Below are 15,247 nucleotides of genomic sequence, written 5' to 3'. Positions count from 1 at the left end.
ATGCTGAAGCGAACACTGGCTATCGCAGGCGTTGCGGTCACTGCGCTGGGGCTGATGGCGCCGACGGCGTCCGCGCACATCGCGGCACCGGTCTGGGTCACTGCGAACAGCTCGTCCACCGGCGACCAGGATGCGCCGTCCGTCGCGATCAACCGGTCCGGGTACGTCGCCGTGGTCTGGGAGGACGACCGCGACACCGACAACGCCACCGACAACGTGCACAGCGACATCTGGCTGCGGCTGTTCCGCAACGGGACCGCTGTCTACGAGAAGAAGCTGTCCGCCGGAGGCGACTCCGGTGTGACCACCTGGCGGCACCTGAATCCGGACGTCGACCTGGATGAGGACGGCAACGCCGTAGTGGTCTGGCAGGACGACCCGGACGGCAACGGCTTCTACAACATCCCCTACCGGGTTGTGAACACCGCCGGCACCGTGACCGCGTCGGGTCGCGCCAACACCAGCTCGGACGGCCAGCAGATCAACCCCCGCGTGGCTGTGGACCCAGATGGCGCGCCCTTGGGTGGCGCTGTCGCCTTCACTGCAGTCTGGGAAGACATCCAGACCGGTACGCCGGCCACGGTGAAGGCGGCCGGGTACACCGGCCCGACCACTCGGGCCTGGGAGGTCACCGCCTCGCAGACCACAGGTCAGCACCACAACCCGGACGTGGCCGTCTCAGCATCAGGTGACGCGGTGGTCGTGTGGGACGAGGACGGTGACGCCAACGCGGCGTACAACGTCGGTCTGGTCCGTCTGGCACGGACGAACGGTGCAGTGAACCTCTCGCGCCGCATCGCGAACTCCAACGGCGACGGCCAGCAGACGCGCGCATCGGTAGCGGCAAACTTCAACGGTGACTTCGCAGTCGCCTGGGAATCCGACCACACCGGTACGGCGGGCGCCTGGACCCGCACGTTCGACGCCAACGGCACCGCCCGCTTCGCCGACGTACAGGTCGCGGCTGGTGGCAAGGCCCCCTCGATCGGCATCGACGACGCCGAGCAGACAGTGGTCGGCTGGACCACCCAGGCCACCGACCTGGACGTCTGGGTCCGCGGCTTCAACGCCGCAGGCACCGACACCGGCCGCCTCTCCGCCCAGCAACTCAGCTCAGTCACGGCCGGCCGCCAGGAGCAGATGGCAGTCGCAGTCTCGCCGTACGCCGAAGTAGCCGTCGCCTACACCGACGACAACGACGGCAACACCTACGACCAGGTCCACCTCGGCACCTCGATCTCCAACAACAGCTGGTAAGTCAGGCTGCCTGAAGCGGCCTGAGTTGTTGCGTGATCGCGCACGATGCCTTCGTGCGCGATCACGCGAGGTGATGATGGATGGGTGCCCACCGCGAAGGTAGTTGACTACTTCGACCTGTTGCGCCGTCCGTACGACGAGTTCGTGGCGATGTACCGGCGGCGGGGTGAGGTGGTGAAGACGCGACTCGGGCCGATTCACTTCACCTACCTTTTCGGGGCCGAGGCGAATCGGTTCGTGTTTGCCAACTCGGAGCTGTTCCGGTGGCGCGAGGCGTTCGAGTTCCTGGTTCCGATCACCGGCGAGACGGCGCTCATCACGAGTGACGGTGAGCCGCACAAGCGTCGGCGGCGGTTGGTGCAGCCTGCGTTCCATCATCGGCAGATCGCCGGGTACGTCGACACGTTCCGGCGCAATGCCGATCGGGTCATCGACGGGTGGCGGCCCGGCGAGGTGGTGGACGCGTATGCCGAGTTCCGGCGGGCCATCCGGCGGAGCACGATCGAGCTGTTGTTCGGGGAGCGGCTGGCTGCGGATGAGCAGCGGCTGGGGGATCAGCTGCAGCTCGTGCTGGATCTGCTCGACCTGCTGCCGTTCGAGCGGCTGCTGCAGGAACGGCTCAACCTGCCGAAGTGGCGGCGGGCGCTGGCGGCCAAGGCTGAGGTCGATGCCAGGGTGTACGAGGAGATTGCGTATCGACGGGCGCATCCGGAGGAGGCCGGGACGGATGTGCTGTCGTCGCTGGTGACGGCGGTCGACGAGGACGGTGACCGGCTGTCCGACGAGGAGATCCGGGATCAGGTGATCAGCCTGATCTCGGCCGGTTACGAGACCACGAGTGCTGCGATGGGCTGGCTGACGCACGAGCTGGTCAACGCCCCGGAACACCGGCAGCGTGCGGCCGGAGCGCCGTACGACGATCCTTTGATCGCGAACCTGGTGTCCGAAGCGCTCCGGCTGCATCCGCCGGCCGTGTTGTCGGCGCGGTATGTCGCGACGGAGTTCGAGTTCGCCGGAGAGCGGATCCCGGTCGGTACCCAGCTCATCATCAGCCCGTTCGTCACGCATCGGCTGGCCGAGATCTGGCCGGAGCCGACGCGGTTCGATCCTGATCGGTGGGATCCGGAGCGGCCCGGGTACCACAAGCCGACGCCGGCCGAGTTCCTCCCGTTCGCCGCGGGGCCGCACCGCTGTATCGGTGCGACCTTCGCGACGGTCGAGCTGCAGGTCGTCCTCAGCCGCCTACTCGAGCGCGTAACGCTCAGCCCGGTCCCACAACGCATCCAGCCGATCGGCTACGGAGCCATGCGCCCCCGCCACGGCGTCCAGGTCCGCGTCGACTCGGTGCACTAAGAACAGGATGTAGAGACCTACGTATACGCCGTCCCACGCCTGCGCCCGGCTTCAGCAGCCGCGATGAGGTGTAGACCTCCTGTCGTTCGTGCTGTCGATCAGGCAGCCTCGTCCTCCTCGACGGTGCCGGGGAGAGCGGGGCCGCGGGGCGGGATGGCGGTGGCGGCTGCGGGGTCGATGGTGCGTACGGAACCGTCAGCGGCGGAACGGGCGATGGCGAGCATCGAGGCGAGTGCATCCGAGATCTGGCGCTGCTCGCGACCGGGGATGTCGCTGAGCTCGACCAGTACGCTGCCGCTGCCCAGCAGGCCGTAGCCGTTGCGGGCGATGCCTTGGTAGTCGCCACCCGGGTACTGCGACACGTTGCCGCCGGCGCCGTTGATCGATCGCTGCACGACCACCGCGACCTGCTTGGCGAAGTCGACGTCCGCGGGCTTCACGCCGGCGTGCGTCGGCCACATGGTCGAGGCGGTGATTTCCTTGCCGGAGGCATCTTTGTAGCGACCCTGCATGTGGTAGTCGACCATGATGTCCGGCTGGAACGCGGCGAACCGGCGCTGGATCAGCCCGGCCTCGGTCGCCGGGTTGTCGGCCGGCGCGACCGCCGGATCGTGGTACCGGTTGATGTCGTACCCCTTGCCGGCTTCGCCGTACTCGGGGTCAGCGGTCGGGTCGTAGTTGTAGCGCCAGTTGTGTTCGTGGCCGTCCGGGTTAGCGCGCACGACGATGTCGACGGTCACCTGCGACAGCAGCCTGCGCTGCCAGGCGCTGTTACCGACGCCGACCGTACGCAGGAACTCCAGCGCCGCCGGAGTCCCGAGCGGCTCATCGCCGTGCTGCTGCGTGACGTACTGGATCTTGACCTTGCCATGACCGACCCGCGCCGCCCAGACCGGCCGCCCCTGGTTACTGCGGCCGATCGGACTGACGCGGACCTTGCCATGACTCTGGATGGCAAGTTTGTGCAGCTGTACGGCGAGCTTCGCGGTCGACGGACGTGGATCGACCGGCGCGGTGCCGGCGGCCCGGGCGGTAGGTGCAACGAGAAGCCCGGCGGTGACGAGGGCGGACATCAGGACGATTCGCGGCTTGATCCTCATGCTCGCCGAGTATGCCAACACAAACTAGGTTTGGTCAGGTGGAGATTCGAGTGGCAACGGCGGCCGACGCCGAGCAGGTTGCTTCGTTGCACGCGGACAGTTGGCGGCGGCACTACCGAGGTGCGTACGCCGATGCGTTTCTGGACGGCGATATCGAGGCCGACCGTCGTACGGTCTGGACGGAACGGCTCGCCGCCCCGGCCCACACCGAGACGATCCTGGCCGAGGAATCCGGTCAGCTGATCGGGTTCGTGCATGTGATGCTCGATGCGGATCCGCGGTGGGGGAGTCTGGTGGACAACCTCCACGTGCGGACTGCGCGGCGTGGGTCGGGGATCGGCGGCCGCTTGTTGCGCCAGGCCGCGAGTGCCGTCGAGCAGCGGGCGGCGACTCGTGCCATGTACTTGTGGGTGCTCGAGCAGAACATTGCGGCGCAGGGGTTCTATCGCGCCAACGGAGGCGACGCGGTGGAGACTGCGCCGGTCCCACCGCCCGGTGGCGATCCGAGCCGGCTCAACGGCAGCCCGGCCTGCTTGCGGATCGCCTGGGCGGATGTTGCGGTGCTGAGTTAGGCCGCTGTGTGCTGGTACGCCGGGTAGGTCAGGTAGCCGTGGGTGCCGCCCTCGAAGTAGGTGGACTCGTCGGCGGGGGCCAGGGGGAGGCCGGTTCGCAGGCGCTCGACCAGGTCGGGGTTGGCGATGAAGGCGCGGCCGAAGCTGATCAGATCCGCGCCTCTCTGAAGCCAGTAATCGGCATCGGAGGGACGGGTCTGACCTGGGCCGAGCACCGGGCCGGGGTTGATGATCAGCGTGCCTGGCCAGAGGTCGCGCAGCGTGCGGAGGGTCGCCTCGTCCGTGGTGACTTCGAGGTGCAGGTAGGCGAGGTCGAGTGGCGCGAGCTCTTTGAGCAGCGCGGTGTAGAGCGCCGGTACGTCGTTCTCCTGCACACCCCAGATCGTCGCGCCGGGGGAGAGCCGGATCCCGGTGCGGGCTGCACCGATCGCGTCGACGGTGTGCGCGACCGCCTCGACGGCGAAGCGGATGCGGTTCGCGACTGCGCCGCCGTACTGGTCGGTGCGGAGGTTGGCGTTGTCGGAGAGGAACTGCTGGATGAGGTAGCCGTTCGCGCCATGCAACTCGACACCGTCGAACCCGGCCTCGACCCCGCGCCGCGCAGCCTCGCCGTACGAGCGGGCATGTTCCGGTACTTCGGAAGTCGTCATCGCGCGGGGCATCGGGGCCGGCTGCCGGCCGGTGGGCGTGAAGACCTCGCCGACCGCGGGGACGGCTGACGGTCCGGCCGGCTGCAGGCCATTGGTGTCCGGGTGTGAGACGCGGCCGCCGTGCATGATCTGGGCGAAGATGCGGCCACCGTTCGCATGGACGGCGGCGGTCACCGGGCGCCACGACTCCACCTGCTCGTCGGTGTGCAGTCCCGGCGTACCGGGGTTGGATTGCCCGATCAGACTCGGCTGCACGCCTTCGGACACGATCAGTCCGGCGGTCGCGCGCTGCGCGTAGTACGTCGCCATCGCGGGCGTCGCGAGTCCGCCGGCGCCGGCGCGGACCCGGGTCATCGGAGCCATCACCACGCGGTTGGGGAGTTCGAGGCGGCCGAGCTGGTGCTTGTCGAAGAGAGAGGTCATACGAGCTAAGCTAAAAGCTCACATCCATGTGAGGGGCAAATCATCGTGGTTCAGGTCACATCCGACGTGTCGATGCGGATCGGCGAACTCTCCACGCGGACCGGCGTCAGCGTGCGCTCGCTGCGGTACTACGAGGAGCAGGGACTGCTCGCGAGCACCCGGAGCGCGAGTGGGCAGCCCTATTACGGCGAGGCGGCGGTCGACCGGGTGGCGTTCATCCAGTTGCTCTACACCGCCGGCCTGTCGAGCAAAACCATCGCCGATGTGCTGCCCTGCAGCTACGCCCCGAGCGAGCAGACCTCCGATGCCGCCGCCGACCGGATGGCCCAGGAACGCGACAGGTTGTCGGACCACATCAACGAGCTGCTCAAGACCCGCGACACCCTGGACGAGCTCATCAAGATCAACCGCGCCCACCGCGCAACGCTCTGACCGCGGTTCTGTTGCTAGGCTCGACAGGTTGGCACCGACCTGGAAGTGAGACGTACCTCAAAATGCTCGACCGCGCGGTCATCGATGGCCTGTTCCCTGCCGATCTCCCCGAGCCGGAGTTCTGGGAGGAGAAGTATCCGCAGCGTGAGCTGGCCGACGGTGCGAAGGTGACGCGGCTCGGTCCGTCGCCGACCGGATTCATCCACATCGGCGGGATCTACGCCGGGATGATCGACCGGGACATCTCGACGAAGACCGGCGGTGTCTACCTGATCCGCATCGAGGACACCGACCAGTCACGTGAGGTCGAAGGTGCGCTGGCGCAGTTCGACCGCGGGTTCGACTACTTCGGCATCGCCTCCGACGAGGATGTCACCAAGGGCGCGTACGGCCCCTACATGCAGTCGCAGCGTGAGCAGATCTACCTGACCTACGTGCGGCACCTGCTCCGCCAGGGCAAGGCGTACCTGTGCTTCGCCACCAAGGAGGAGCTGGCCGACATCACCGGTCGCCAGCAGGCGAACAAGGTCCCGACCGGGTACTACGGCAAGTGGGCGATCTGGCGTGACGCCGACGCCTCCGATGTCGCCGCCAAGCTGGCCGACGGGACGCCGTACGTCGTCCGTTTCCGCGCACCGGATGACGCGGACGGGCAGCGGACCCGGTTCACCGACGCGATCCGCGGCGAGCTCGAGCACGAGGCGAACCGGAACGACGCCGTCATCCTGAAGGCGTCCGACCAGTCGCCGCGGCTCCCGACGTACCACTTCGCGCACGCTGTCGACGACCACCTGATGCGGGTGAACCTGATCATCCGTGGCGACGAGTGGATCTCGTCGGTGCCGCTGCACCTGCAGCTGTTCGCCGCGCTGGAGTTCGAGCCGATCCAGTACGCGCACATCGCGCCGCTGATGAAGCAGATCCCTGGCGGCAAGCGGAAGCTGTCCAAGCGCAAGGACCCCGAGGCCGGCGTCGACTTCTACATCGGCGCGGGCTTCCCGGCCGACGCGGTCCTGTACTACCTGCGCGGCCTGGCTAACGGCCGGCTGGCCGAGGTTCCGCTGGCCGAGGCGCTGGCCGCGCCGATCCAGCTCGACCAGTGCGGTGTCGCCGGTCCGCTCGTCGACCTCGTGAAGCTCGAGGACATCAGCGCCGACCACATCGCCACGCTGAGCGGTCAGCAGATCCTCGACGCGGTGCGCGTGTGGGCTCGCGAGTACGACGCCGAGCTCGTCCCCGTGCTGGACGCCGAGCCGGAGCTTGCGCTGCGCGCCCTCGCGGTCGAGCGCGACGGTGTCGAGAACCCGCGCAAGGACCTCCGCAAGTGGTCCGACTTCCGCACCGCCTACGCGTTCTTCTTCCCGGCGTTGTTCGAGCTGGTGAGCGGTCCGTCCGACGAGCGCATCGCTGCGCTGGGGGTCGCCCCGGAGGTCGTCACCGCCTTCGCCCAGGACCTGGTCGCCACCTACGAGCACCGCGACGATGCCTCGGAGTGGTTCAACCAGATCCGCGACCTCGCCGCCAAGCACGGCTTCGCCGCCAACGCCAAGGAATACAAGAAGGATCCGGACGCCTACCCCGGCTCCATCCGCGAGGCCTCCCAGCTCGTCCGTGTTGCCATCACCGGCGCCACCAAGAGCCCCGACCTCCACGCCACCACCCAGGCCCTGGGAGCCGAAGAAACCCTCCGTCGCCTCAAGGCCTTGGCCGGCACCGCCTAGCCGTCGCTACGACTCCCACACCTGCTGGCCCGAGCGAACCACCATTCGCGCGGGCCGCAGCAGGCCGCGACCCGGTATGACTTCTGCTTGTCCGGACAGCGCCGCTGCTAGGAAGTCGCGGAGTTCGGCTGCGGGAACGAAGTCGAAGGTGTGGTCGTCGACCAGGACGCGGAGGTCGTCGAACTCGGCTCGCACTCCCCAGACGTAGACGGAGACCGGGCCGGCGGTCGTCAGCACGAAGTCTGATGCCGCCGGCTCGGCCTCGACGGTCCGCTCTTCCCAGAGCAAGGTCGGGTCCGTATCGGCGAGGTCGCTCAGGATCTCCAGGAATGCCGTCCGCTTCACCAGGTCATTATCAGTGGCGCGGTACGAAGACCACGGCGTCGCCCACGGCGCGCTCGGCGCCACCTGTTCCGCTGGGGTGGTTGATGAGCGTGCCGTCGGCGCGGGCCATGGCGGTGGAGCCGCCGCCGTCGAGGTTGATGGAGTCGTGCAGGCCTAGCGCCTTCGCGACTGCGGCGGTCTCGTCCATCGTGGTGCCGACGCTGGTGGTCTGACGGCCGTCGATGGTGGCGAGGATGATCTTGCCGTCGTGGGTGGTGCCGGCGATCGTGCGCGGGTTGCGGGCGAAGAAGCTGCCGGAACCAGGCGGTACGACGACCGCGCCGTTCGACGTGAGTTGGTAGCGACCGGTCACGCCGTACAAGCCCTTGTGGAGCTGGACTTTGCGGCCCCGCTGGTCGGCAACGGCGAGCTGGCGGTCGACGCAGCCGCGCTCGGTGAGTGCGAGGAGTGCGTTCGTGTCCTGGCCGGTTGCCTGTACGGCGAACTGGCTCTTGGTCAGCGTGGTTCCGCGAGTGGTCGCTGTCCGGACGACGCAGCCGCGCCGGTCGAACACGACCTCGACACCAGCACCGGATGGCGTCGCTGCCGCAAACTCCGGCGTGAACAGCACAGTGTCGCTCTCCACTGGCGGATGGTTGACGAACTCGAGCGGCAGCGTCGCCCCGGTCCACCGGTTGCGGACCTGCCCGGTCCAGCTCAGGTGGCCGGTGAGCACCTTGTTGCTCTTGGCATCGATCAGCAGGTTCGCCTCGGCCGGGTCGGTCAGCGGTTCGCTCAGCAGCTTGCCGTCGAAGATCCCCAGGCCGACCTGCTCACCGGGGTACGCCGGGTTCGCGGTGAACGTGAAGAACGACGCATTCACCCCGGCCACCGCACCGGCGGTCCGGACCAGATCCGAAGTCTTCTCCACCCGCGCGAGATCCGCGCCGTACGTCGCCTGCAGCTGCCCGCGCGCCCGCCGCGGATCGATGGTCAGCACACTCACGACCCACGGCCCACGCGTCGTCGTGTTGATCTGATCAGCCGGCGCCGGCTCCGTCCCACGCACAATCCGGGTCAGTGTCACCCCACGCGCCAGGCTCTCACTGGTCCGCGTCTCGACCAGATCGGAGTCGCCGATCGGCAACCCGCCCGTCGCGGTCGGTACGGCGGTTGCAGTGAGGGCTGTGGTGAGGGTGGCTGCGACGGTCAGTAGGGCGGTGGCGGCGAGGCCACGGCGGGAAGGAGTCATGTCGCCCATCCTTCCCCGAGTGGGTGGAATTTTACCGTTCGTGATGTTGGCTCGTTAGCATCTACCAGGTTACGGGCGGGTGGGGTAGTAGACGATCGCGTCGCCGACGTAGCGTTCCGCGCCGTTGGTTCCGCTCGGGTGGTTGATCAGCGTGCCGTCGGTGCGCGCCATCGTGGTCGACCCGCCGCCGTCGAGGTTGACCGACTCGGTCAGGCCCAGTGCGTCCGCGACCGCGCCGGTCTCGGCCATCGTCGTACCGACGCTCGTGGTCTGCCGGCCGTCGATGGTGGCGAGCATGAGCTTCCCGTCGGCCGTGGTCCCGGCGATGGTTCGCGGATTGCGGGCGAAGAAGCTGCCGGAGCCAGGCGGTACGACGATCGCGCCGCCCTGGGTGAGGCGGTAGCGCCCGACCACGCCGTACAGGCCGCGATGCAGGGTGATCGGCGCGCCCTGGTCGTTGGTGAGCACGTGACTGCGGTCGACGCATCCACCGGCAGCGGTCAGGGCCAGCAGTGCGTTCGTGTCCTTGCCGGTCGCCTGCAGGGCGAACTGACTGACCGTGATCGTGCTGCCGCGCGTGGCCGACGTCCGGACCACGCACCCGAGCCGGTCGAAGACGATCTCGACACCGTGTCCCGAGGGGGTCTTGGCAGCGAAATGCGGCGTGAACAGTACGACGTCGCCGGCGGCAGTGCACGTGGTCTGATCGACGAGGTCGGCGCAGGCGGCCGGAACCACCGCTGGGTGGTTGACGAACTCGAGCGGTAGCGTCGCGGCGGTGTCGCGGTTCTTGATCTGACCGGTCCAGCGCACCTTCTGCACGCTCATCTGGTTGCTCCGGGCATCCATCAGCAGACTCATCTCGCTGATGCTGGTGGTCGGCTCACTGATCAGCTGACCGTCCGAGAGGGCGAGCCCGACCGGCTCGCCCGGATACGTCGGATTCGCGGTGAACGTGAAGAACGACGCGTTCGTCCCGACGACCGCGCCGGCCGCTTTGACCAGTGCCGAGGTCTTCTCGGTCCGCGCCAGGTCAGGTCCGTACGACGTCTGCACGCGGCCCTGCGCGAGTGCCGGATCGATCGTCACCACGTTGACCACCCAGGGACCTCGGGTCGTCGTACCGATCTCATCCGGGTCGGCCGGCACGGTCCCGCGGACGATCCTGGTCAGCGTCACGCCAGGCGCGAGCGCGCTGTCGGTGCGCGTCTCCGTGAGGTCCGCGTCGCCGATCGGCAACCCACCGTCGGCCCGTGGCGCGGGCGGGGGCGGGATGCTCGCCTTGCCCGGGGTGTATCCCGGCGAGGCCGGGTCGGAGTTGTAGCCCGACGATCCGGGGTCGCCGCCCGCTGCGGCCGCGGCCGGTACGACGGTGATCGTCAGGAGGGTCGCGACGACGAGCCCTCGCTTGAGGAGTTGAGCAGGCATGGGCGGTACCTTCCCCCAGGGCGGAATCTTTCCGCGGCGATGCGCTGAGCTGTCAGCGATTACCAGAGTAATCGCCCGGGCACGAACGGTGAAGATGTCCGGAGGGTGGTTGCCCGAAGGTGCCTGGATGCCTTCCGGATACGATCCGGAGGTTGCCGAGCCGTTGAGGAGTTGACCGCGGGTGTCCGCCGTCGTGGGTGCGTTCGTCGCGCTGGTGGCGGTCGCAATGCTCGGGTACGTCGTCGGTCTGGCCGGGGTGCTGCGCTCCGAGGACGAGCTCGTACTGTCCCGGCTCGCGTTCTTCGTGGCGACACCGGCGCTGCTGTTCACCACGGTCGCCCGGGCCGACCTGCACTCGATCTTCTCCGTGGTGCTGGTGACGAACCTGGCCAGCCTGCTCGTCGTCCAGGTGGTCTTCCTGCTGGTCGCGGTGCTGCTCTGGCGGCGATCCCGCTCCGAGGCGACAGTCGGCGTACTCGCGTCGTCGTACGTGAACGCAGGCAATCTCGGCGTACCGATCGCGGCGTACGTGCTGGGTAACGGAGCGCTGGTCGCGCCGATCGTGCTGTTCCAGCTGCTGGTCTTCGCGCCGGTCGCGTTCGCGATCCTGGACAGCGATCGACTGGGGAGCGGACGCCGGGTCCAGCTGCGCACGGTGCTCACGCGTCCGCTCCGGAATCCGCTGACGGTGGCGTCACTGCTGGGTTTGGTGGCGGCGGCATTCGACGTACCGCTGCCGACCGTGCTGATGCGGCCGATCGACCTCCTGGCCGCAGCCGCCGTACCGGTCGCGCTGATCGCCTACGGCCTCAGCCTGAGCGCCGGTGCGAAGGACTCGATCACCTTGCAGCGAGACGTCGTACTAGCTGTCGTCCTGAAGACCGTCGCCCAACCACTACTCGCGTACGCCGTCGCCCGCTGGCTACTCAACCTCCACGGCACCGCCCTACTCGCCCCCACCCTGCTAGCCGCCCTACCAACCGCCCAGAACGTCTACGTCTACTCCGTCCACTACCGAACCTCCCGCACCTTGGCCCGAAGCGCAGTCCTCATCAGCACCCTCGTCTCCATCCCCCTGATGACCGCCATAGCCGGCCTACTCGCGTGAGGCACTACTTCATCGCGTGGAAGGCTTCTACCGCGACGGGGGCTACCTGGTCGACGGTGACGCCTTCGTTGGCTGACTGGGCGATGACGGTGAGGGTGTTGGAACCGCGGTAGCACTGCGTGGGGAGGTTGCCGGTGGTCTCGACGCAGGTGGCCTGGCCGATCGTCTTCACCTTGTCGGGTGCCGCGCCGGAGTCCGCGATGGTCTTCGCGATGTCGACCTTCCCGCGCAACGCGATCACCACGAACAGGCGGTCGCCGTCCAGGTTCCCGTACGCCTCGACGGTCGCCTGCTTGCCGTTGTTGATCCGGCTCAGCGCCTGCCGCGTCTGGTCCAGCTGCAGCTGGTTGCGGATGTCCGCGTCCGTCACCCGGTCCAGGCCGGCGAGCTTGGCCGGCGGCGTGATCCCGCGGGCCGTGTTCAGCCGGTTCAACGGTCCCAGACCCCACACATACCCCAGCACCGCCAGCACCAGCAGCACCACCACCGCCCCAGCCACCGTCACGAACGGCCCCCGCCGCCAGAACGGGACCTTCTTCCCATCCACCCCGTACGCGGTCGCGCCGTCGGCCGTCTCAATCACCACCGTTCCAGGCGGCAGCGACTTGTCGACGGCGATCGTCACCGGCGGCTGGTCCTTCTCCTGCTTGCCGGCCTCCTTGGCTCCAGGGTCGGCGCCCTTCGCCGGCTCCCCTTCGCCGTTCGCAGCCTTGTCCGCCGCAGCTGGCTTCGCAGCAGCCGGGTTCTCCGAGGCGGCGGGCTTCGGGGCGCCGGGCTTCGGGGGCGCGGCGGGTGCCGGGGGAGCGGGCTTCTCCGCACCGGTCTCCGGGGACTCCGGCTGTCCCTCGGGGGAAGCGGGGTCGCTCGGAGTGGTGGGATCGCTCATGGGAAGGCTCCTTGGTGCTGACGCGGGGTCGAGGCCGATGGTCGCACATCGGACAACCTGGTTCCGCAGCGTAGTCGTTCGGTTCAAACGCGTAGTGCCCGCCTCCCCGGCCGGGGTGACGGGCACTACCGGTACTACGTCAGAGAGTGGCGACGACGCTGACGGCGTCGGTCTCTTCGGCGTTCCAGACGATCTCGCCGGTGATCCGGCCGGCGGCGCGCAGGTCGGGTTCGGCGCGCTCGGCCAGGGCCAGGCGGGCCGCCGGGCCACTGACCTCGACCTTGCTGACCTCGGTCTTCATCGAGACCTGCGCCGCGGACTTCGCGCCACGGATCCCGGCGAGCACCTCGGAGACCGCGTCCAGAACCTCGGCCTCCTGCGGAGCAACCGCAAGATCGGCATCGGTCGGCCAGGTTGCCTGGTGGATCGAACCCTCCTGCCACCACGACCAGACCTCTTCGGTCGCGAACGGCAGGTACGGCGCGAGCAGTCGCAGCTGAACCGACAGCGCGACCGCGAGTGCCGCCTTGGCCGAAGCCGCGGGAGCATCGCCCTGACCGCCGTACGCACGCTCCTTGACCAGCTCGACGTAGTCGTCGCAGAAAGTCCAGAAGAACCGCTCGCTCACCTCGAGCGCACCGGTGTAGTCGTATCGCTCGAAGGCCGCCGTCGCATCCGCGACAACAGCCCGCAGCCGCTGCAGCATCGCCAGGTCGACCGGCTCGGTGACCGCGGCCGTGTCCACCGTGGTCGCCCCGAACGACAGCACGAACTTCGAAGCGTTCAGAACCTTGATCGCGAGCCGCCGGCCGACCTTCATCTGCGACTCGTCGAACGGCGAGTCCATCCCCGGCCGGGCCATCGCGGCACGCCAGCGGACCGCGTCCGAGCCGAACTTCTCCAGGATCTCCGACGGGACGACCGCGTTGCCCTTGGACTTCGACATCTTCTTGCGGTCCGGGTCGACGACGAAGCCCGAGATCATCGAGCGCGCCCACGGCAGCGTCCCGTTCTCGAAGTTGGCCCGGACGACGCGGGAGAACAGCCAGGTGCGGATGATCTCGTGCGCGTGCGTGTTCAGGTCCATCGGGAAGGTCCGCCGGAACAGGTCGTCGTCCCGCTCCCAGCCGCACGCGATGTGCGGGGTGAGCGATGAGGTCGCCCAGGTGTCCATCACATCGGGGTCGGCCTCGAACCCACCGGGCTTACCGCGCTGGGACTCGTCGTACCCCCGCGGTGCCTGCGAGGTCGGGTCGATCGGCAGCTCGTCCTCGGACGGCAGCAGGGGGTGCGCGTAGTCCGGCTCGCCGTCCTCGGTCAGCGGGTACCAGACCGGGAACGGGACGCCGAAGAAGCGCTGCCGGGAGACCAGCCAGTCGCCGTTCAGGCCCTCGACCCAGTTCAGGTAGCGGTGCTTCATGTGCTCCGGGACCCAGCCGAGCTCGTTGCCCCGGTCGATGAACTCGGCCTTCAGCTCCGCACTCCGGCCGCCGTTGGTGATGTACCACTGGCGGGTCGAGACGATCTCGAGCGGCTTGTCGCCGTTCTCGTAGAAGTTCGCCTTGCGCTGGGTCGCCGTCGGCTCACCGTCGAGGTCGCCGCTCTCGCGCAGCTTGCCGACGATCAGCTCGCGCGCGGAGAACGTCGTCTTGCCCGCGAGCTCGGCGTACAGCTCCGAGCCCTCGAGCCAGGCCGGCGTCTCGCGCAGGATCCGGCCGTCGCGGCCGATGACCGTGCGGACCGGCAGCTGCAGCTCGCGCCACCAGGTGACGTCGGTCAGGTCACCGAAGGTGCAGCACATCGCGATCCCGGCGCCCTTGTCCATCTCGGCGGCCTCGTGCGCCAGGACCGGGACCTCGACGCCGAACAGCGGCGTCTTGACCGTCGTCCCGAACAGGTGCTTGTAGCGGTCGTCGTCCGGGTGCGCGATCAGCGCGACACAGGCCGGGATCAGCTCCGGCCGCGTGGTCTCGATGTAGATCGGTCCGTCGGTGCCGTGGAACGCGACCCGGTGGTACGCACCCGGGTAGTCGCGCGCCTCGAGCTCCGCCTGCGCGACCGCCGTCTGGAACGTGACGTCCCAGAGCGTCGGCGCCTCGGACAGATACGCCTCGCCGCGGGCGAAGTTGCGCAGGAAGGCGCGCTGCGACGTCCGCCGGGAATCCTCGGAGATGGTCGTGTACAGGTGGTTCCAGTCGACGCTCAGACCGACCTGGCGCCACATCGCCTCGAACGCCTGCTCGTCGATATGCGTGAGTTCACCGCACAGGTCGACGAAGTTCTGCCGGGAGATCGGGATCTGCTTCTTCGGGTCCGGCTTCTCCGGCGGGGTGAAGTCCGGGTCGTAGGGCAGCGAGGGGTCACACTTGACGCCGTAGTAGTTCTGGACGCGGCGCTCGGTCGGCAGGCCGTTGTCGTCCCAGCCGATCGGGTAGAAGACCTTCTTGCCGCGCATCCGCTGGAAGCGCGCGATCAGGTCGGTGTGGGTGTAGCTGAAGATGTGCCCGACGTGCAGCGACCCCGAGACCGTCGGCGGCGGCGTGTCGATGGAGTAGACATCGGCGCGCTCCGCGGTCCGGTCGAAGGCGTAGGTCTGCTGCTCCTTCCATACGGCAGCCCACTTCTCCTCGAGGCCGTCGAGGCTGGGCTTGTCTGGAACGCGGGACATCTGGCTCATGCCCACAATCCTAGTGGTTGTCAAGGGGTGCTCCGAACGGTTTATCCACAGCCTCACTAGACTG

At 68.3% G+C, this 15,247-nt stretch carries 13 protein-coding genes; 6 read left to right on the top strand and 7 right to left on the bottom strand.

Features of this window, described 5'->3' with window-relative positions; translation table 11 throughout:
• The gene (locus tag ACFCV3_RS01335) at positions 1-1,257 is read left to right on the top strand and encodes a hypothetical protein (RefSeq protein ID WP_376025028.1); all 1,257 of its coding nucleotides are present in this window, start codon (positions 1-3) and stop codon (positions 1,255-1,257) included.
• Between the two features lie 84 nt (positions 1,258-1,341).
• Entirely contained in the window at positions 1,342-2,610 is a 1,269-nt protein-coding gene (locus ACFCV3_RS01330) for a cytochrome P450 (protein ID WP_376025026.1), read from the top strand.
• Between the two features lie 98 nt (positions 2,611-2,708).
• Here ACFCV3_RS01330 and ACFCV3_RS01325 read toward each other — a convergent pair whose 3' ends face one another.
• A complete protein-coding gene (locus ACFCV3_RS01325) occupies positions 2,709-3,710 on the bottom strand; it encodes a M14 family zinc carboxypeptidase (RefSeq protein WP_376025024.1) in 1,002 nt (333 codons plus the stop codon).
• A 38-nt stretch (positions 3,711-3,748) separates the two neighbouring features.
• Here ACFCV3_RS01325 and ACFCV3_RS01320 point away from each other — a divergent pair, with 38 nt between their 5' ends.
• Entirely contained in the window at positions 3,749-4,282 is a 534-nt protein-coding gene (locus tag ACFCV3_RS01320) for a GNAT family N-acetyltransferase (RefSeq protein ID WP_376025022.1), read from the top strand.
• On the opposite strand, the gene ACFCV3_RS01315 is transcribed toward ACFCV3_RS01320, so the two are convergent.
• A complete protein-coding gene (locus ACFCV3_RS01315) occupies positions 4,279-5,355 on the bottom strand; it encodes an alkene reductase (protein WP_376025020.1) in 1,077 nt (358 codons plus the stop codon). The two genes, ACFCV3_RS01320 and ACFCV3_RS01315, sit on opposite strands and share 4 nt — an antisense overlap.
• 45 nt (positions 5,356-5,400) lie before the next feature.
• On the opposite strand from ACFCV3_RS01315, the gene ACFCV3_RS01310 reads away from it, so the two are divergent.
• Both ACFCV3_RS01310 and ACFCV3_RS01305 read left to right on the top strand, forming a co-directional pair.
• Positions 5,401-5,787, top strand: coding sequence for a MerR family transcriptional regulator (locus tag ACFCV3_RS01310; protein ID WP_376025018.1), 387 nt, complete (start codon positions 5,401-5,403; stop codon positions 5,785-5,787).
• Between the two features lie 62 nt (positions 5,788-5,849).
• Positions 5,850-7,508, top strand: coding sequence for a glutamate--tRNA ligase (locus ACFCV3_RS01305; RefSeq protein ID WP_376025016.1), 1,659 nt, complete (start codon positions 5,850-5,852; stop codon positions 7,506-7,508).
• A 6-nt stretch (positions 7,509-7,514) separates the two neighbouring features.
• Here ACFCV3_RS01305 and ACFCV3_RS01300 read toward each other — a convergent pair whose 3' ends face one another.
• From ACFCV3_RS01300 to ACFCV3_RS01290, 3 genes are all read right to left on the bottom strand, one after another.
• Positions 7,515-7,853 carry a hypothetical protein gene (locus tag ACFCV3_RS01300; RefSeq protein ID WP_376025014.1) on the bottom strand — a complete coding sequence of 113 codons (339 nt, stop codon included), beginning with the start codon at positions 7,851-7,853 and terminating at the stop codon, positions 7,515-7,517.
• Positions 7,854-7,863: 10 nt separating this feature from the next.
• Positions 7,864-9,084: a phosphodiester glycosidase family protein gene (locus ACFCV3_RS01295; RefSeq protein WP_376025012.1), complete on the bottom strand. Its 1,221-nt coding sequence runs from the start codon at positions 9,082-9,084 to the stop codon at positions 7,864-7,866.
• Between the two features lie 69 nt (positions 9,085-9,153).
• The gene (locus tag ACFCV3_RS01290; RefSeq protein ID WP_376025010.1) at positions 9,154-10,512 is read right to left on the bottom strand and encodes a phosphodiester glycosidase family protein; all 1,359 of its coding nucleotides are present in this window, start codon (positions 10,510-10,512) and stop codon (positions 9,154-9,156) included.
• Positions 10,513-10,693: 181 nt separating this feature from the next.
• On the opposite strand from ACFCV3_RS01290, the gene ACFCV3_RS01285 reads away from it, so the two are divergent.
• Positions 10,694-11,620 (top strand): AEC family transporter, encoded by a 927-nt coding sequence (locus tag ACFCV3_RS01285; protein ID WP_376025008.1) that lies wholly within the window; start codon positions 10,694-10,696, stop codon positions 11,618-11,620.
• A gap of 4 nt (positions 11,621-11,624) precedes the next feature.
• On the opposite strand, the gene ACFCV3_RS01280 is transcribed toward ACFCV3_RS01285, so the two are convergent.
• Both ACFCV3_RS01280 and valS read right to left on the bottom strand, forming a co-directional pair.
• Positions 11,625-12,506, bottom strand: coding sequence for a hypothetical protein (locus ACFCV3_RS01280; RefSeq protein ID WP_376025006.1), 882 nt, complete (start codon positions 12,504-12,506; stop codon positions 11,625-11,627).
• Positions 12,507-12,645: 139 nt separating this feature from the next.
• Positions 12,646-15,183, bottom strand: a complete 2,538-nt coding sequence (valS, locus tag ACFCV3_RS01275) for a valine--tRNA ligase (RefSeq protein WP_376025004.1) — start codon at positions 15,181-15,183, stop codon at positions 12,646-12,648.
• Positions 15,184-15,247 lie beyond the last annotated feature (64 nt).

Origin of the sequence: Kribbella sp. NPDC056345 (genome assembly GCF_042262745.1) — a bacterium.
Lineage (GTDB): Bacteria > Actinomycetota > Actinomycetes > Propionibacteriales > Kribbellaceae > Kribbella.
This window is presented reverse-complemented; position numbering and strand designations above follow the sequence as displayed.